Here is a 3,163-nt window from a genome sequence, read left to right on the forward strand (position 1 = left end):
GATATATTCTCGATCGAAACAGCGAATATAGTAGATAGCTTGCCAGATAACATTAAAGAGAAAGCTCAAGCATATATATTAAAAAAGTATCACTATTTCGAAGAACTTAAGAATAAAGACATGAGAAGAAATATGGAATTTCTTACGAGAGCATTTCTACAGAAAGATTATAGAGATTTAAAAAACTCTATTTCAAATGCTAACTATGTCTCAAAAATAAATTCACTATTTAAACAAGTGAACCCAAAGGTTACATACAACTTTCAAACTGTATTAGATCTTGCAAAAACAATTCAAGAAAACCTAGTACAAACGACTTTAAAATCAAATGAGTCTCTTTATATTTATGGAAGCTTACCAAATGGAAAGGCAAACCTATCGATCTCGGATATTGATATTCATTTTCATTCCAATGCCAATAAGAGAAATAAAGATAGTCTAATGGAATGGCAAATTCTTGCAAGAGATCCTGAACTAAAAGAGTTTCGAAACAAATTCGAATTAGATAAAATCAGAGAAAGAGGACAAAGTAATCTAGAAAGCTTTATTGAAACCGAAGACAAGCTAGCAGTACAGATTGGAAGAGAGGAATTTGAAAGAGGTAGTTTACTTGGGAGTATTGCTGACGATAGTGATTTCTTTTCTCCCACTAACCTTGGAGTATATAACTCCATCCTTCTTGAAGTTTTTAACAATAAAATAAAAATTCATATTATTGATATTTTCTCAAAAGATAAAATAATTACGACACTAGATATCTAATCATTATTCTTAGGCCATTCATCTGGATTATCAAAGTCTCCTAAATATTTAGATGTGAAGTGATAAATAACTTTCCCAGGATCTTTAAACCCAACTACTCCACCATTTTGAAATGTGTCTCCGGCGCCCTCACTATAGTCTCCACCAGTGTACCCTTGCTTTCTCAATTTTCTCAATTCTACTAAAGACTTAAAGCTTACATAATTAGTGAAGCTTCTATCCATTCCACATGCCTTGAAAACTTCTAGAGATGGATCTGTATAAACTTCAGCATCTTTAATATTTAGATCTTCTTTAAACATTTTTATGACTTGAGAGCTACCATTTCCAACAAAAATAATCTTAGTTTTAATTTTATTCATCTCCTTGTGGAGACTCCAAATTTGATCAGCATGGGCCCTACAGCTAATACAATTAAAGTGTCTAAGGAAAATAATTATAACAGTTGTATTGTTCCAAAAAGTACTGAATAAAACTTCTGTTCCATTTTCTGAAAGAACTTTCAACCTCTTAAGCGCCAAGACATCTACTCTCTGCTGTCTAATAAGGTCTTCTTTTATTTGTTGGTATTCATTTGCTTTGTCATTTTCCATATATACATTCTAAGTGAAATTTAAAATAAAACAATTTCATTAACACTTTTCCGACTTTTTTGCTCAAGATTAATTATTTACCACCGATAAGAAGTTATGAAAACTTACTTAACTGGGCCTGCCCCCAGACCAAATTACTTAAAGAATACGTCTTCTCCCACTTCAGAAACAAAGAAAATCTGGCAGTTATCGAGCGAAGTAAAACTTATTAATAAGCAAACTGAGTATATTAAGAACAATGGCATTAAGGCCAAAGATACTAATAACTTCTATAGCTTCAATAATAAGCTCAACATTATATAAATCTTGCTCACTATGCGTTGGTCAATAAATTAGATAGAATTATCTAATGATTAAACTATTATCCACTGTACTACTTTTTCTTATTTCCCTTCAGTCCTTTGCTCTTGCAGAGGGAGTCTACACCGTCATTGTAAAAAAGCAGGAAGAGAAGAAGTCTTCTCGGTGGTCTCTAGCAGACTGGCTTGTAACTAAGAAAAGAATTGCTCTAATGGACCAATGGCTTGCACTCAATAGTTCAACGACATGGTTTGAGTATATTTTCGACTATGCAGCCGGAGACTTAGATGAGTATCAAGAAAATGAATTAGAGAGATTTGGAGCATCACTCTATCTTAAGTTTCTAGGTTTAGAGTACTCAAGGAATAACTTCAGTGCACTAGAAAATAAAAGTGAGTATAAGCTCAATTTACTACTTCTAGGCTCTTCTGTGCAGTCTACCCATATCAGAGGATTCTACGGTAAAAGAAAGGACTCAACCTACTCTCAGGACCTATATGGTGGATCATTAACATTATACATTGCTAGCTTTCTCGGTACTGAGCTAAATTACACAAAACTAAAAGAAGCCAAGTCTTCAGATGGTCTTTCTACTGTTGAGGGTGAACGAGTTGAGTACGGAGTATTCTTAGAATTATCGTTTATCAGGCTTTACTTAAATAACTTTAAAGAGAGAAATTCTTTTAAAGGTGCTGGGTTAAGTCCAAGAACTGATGAAGGAACAATCCTTGGAACTAAACTATTTTTCTAATCCTTGGAGTTTAGTTGTCCACAGGCGGCCAGAACATCATCCCCTTTAGTCATTCTTATCAGGGTAGGAATTTTATATTCACTCAAAATATCTTTGAAATTATTAACCACAAGATCTGTTGGTCTTTGGTACTCTGTACCAGGAAATGGGTTAAAAGGAATTAGATTTATATAGGCTTCTTTCCCCTTTAGTAACTCTCCTGTTTTCCTAGCATCAACTTCTGAGTCATTAAAGTCTTTAATCAACAGGTATTCGTAAGTAATAAATTGTTTTTTACTAAGGGGAATATCATCAATATAAGAGAGAACCTCTTCTAACTTAAATTTCTTATTAATTGGTATAAGTTCATTTCTCTTTTCAGCAAAAGGAGAATGCAAAGAGAGTGCTAAGTTTACGCCTGGAATCTCATCCTTCCATCTCTTTAGGCCAGGAAGGTATCCCGAGGTAGAAATAGTAATCTTTTGATTACCAACAGAGGTTCCATTCTTTGAAAGAAAAATATCACATGCAGACTTAACTGCATCAAAGTTATGTAGAGGCTCACCTTGTCCCATAAAAACAATGTTTAGGATCCTCTTCTCTTCTCCTCTATTCTCTGCCAACCATTTCCAGGCGAGAAGAAATTGACCTACGATCTCACTGGTAGAGAGATTTCTCTTTAGTCCTTGTGTTCCTGTAAAACAAAATGAGCATTTCATTGCACACCCGACTTGAGATGAAAGACAAATTGAATATTTATTATTAAAAGGTATTAGAA

Annotated in this window: 5 protein-coding genes; 3 read left to right on the forward strand and 2 right to left on the reverse strand. The window is 33.8% G+C overall.

The window, feature by feature from the left end; all coding sequences use genetic code 11:
• The coding region (locus tag ABX784_RS16470; RefSeq protein ID WP_372656154.1) for a hypothetical protein at positions 1–762 on the forward strand (762 nt) is incomplete at its 5' end.
• On the opposite strand, the gene ABX784_RS16475 is transcribed toward ABX784_RS16470, so the two are convergent.
• Positions 759–1,355, reverse strand: a complete 597-nt coding sequence (locus ABX784_RS16475) for an AhpC/TSA family protein (RefSeq protein WP_372656155.1) — start codon at positions 1,353–1,355, stop codon at positions 759–761. The genes ABX784_RS16470 and ABX784_RS16475 overlap by 4 nt on opposite strands.
• 96 nt (positions 1,356–1,451) lie before the next feature.
• Here ABX784_RS16475 and ABX784_RS16480 point away from each other — a divergent pair, with 96 nt between their 5' ends.
• Both ABX784_RS16480 and ABX784_RS16485 read left to right on the forward strand, forming a co-directional pair.
• A complete protein-coding gene (locus ABX784_RS16480; protein ID WP_372656156.1) occupies positions 1,452–1,658 on the forward strand; it encodes a hypothetical protein in 207 nt (68 codons plus the stop codon).
• Between the two features lie 46 nt (positions 1,659–1,704).
• Positions 1,705–2,406, forward strand: a complete 702-nt coding sequence (locus ABX784_RS16485) for a hypothetical protein (protein WP_372656157.1) — start codon at positions 1,705–1,707, stop codon at positions 2,404–2,406.
• On the opposite strand, the gene rlmN is transcribed toward ABX784_RS16485, so the two are convergent.
• Positions 2,403–3,163: 23S rRNA (adenine(2503)-C(2))-methyltransferase RlmN (gene rlmN, locus ABX784_RS16490; RefSeq protein WP_372656158.1), on the reverse strand; the 761-nt coding region annotated here is incomplete at its 5' end. The genes ABX784_RS16485 and rlmN overlap by 4 nt on opposite strands.

Origin of the sequence: Halobacteriovorax sp., from assembly GCF_041587335.1 — a bacterium.
GTDB lineage: Bacteria > Bdellovibrionota > Bacteriovoracia > Bacteriovoracales > Bacteriovoracaceae > Halobacteriovorax.

Bases quoted from the DNA above. Each gene is read 5' to 3' on its own strand.
- ABX784_RS16480 (WP_372656156.1), top strand. From the start codon at position 1,452: ATGAAAACTTACTTAACTGGGCCTGCCCCCAGACCAAATTACTTAAAG.
- ABX784_RS16485 (WP_372656157.1), top strand. From the start codon at position 1,705: ATGATTAAACTATTATCCACTGTACTACTTTTTCTTATTTCCCTTCAG.
- ABX784_RS16475 (WP_372656155.1), bottom strand. From the start codon at position 1,355: ATGGAAAATGACAAAGCAAATGAATACCAACAAATAAAAGAAGACCTT.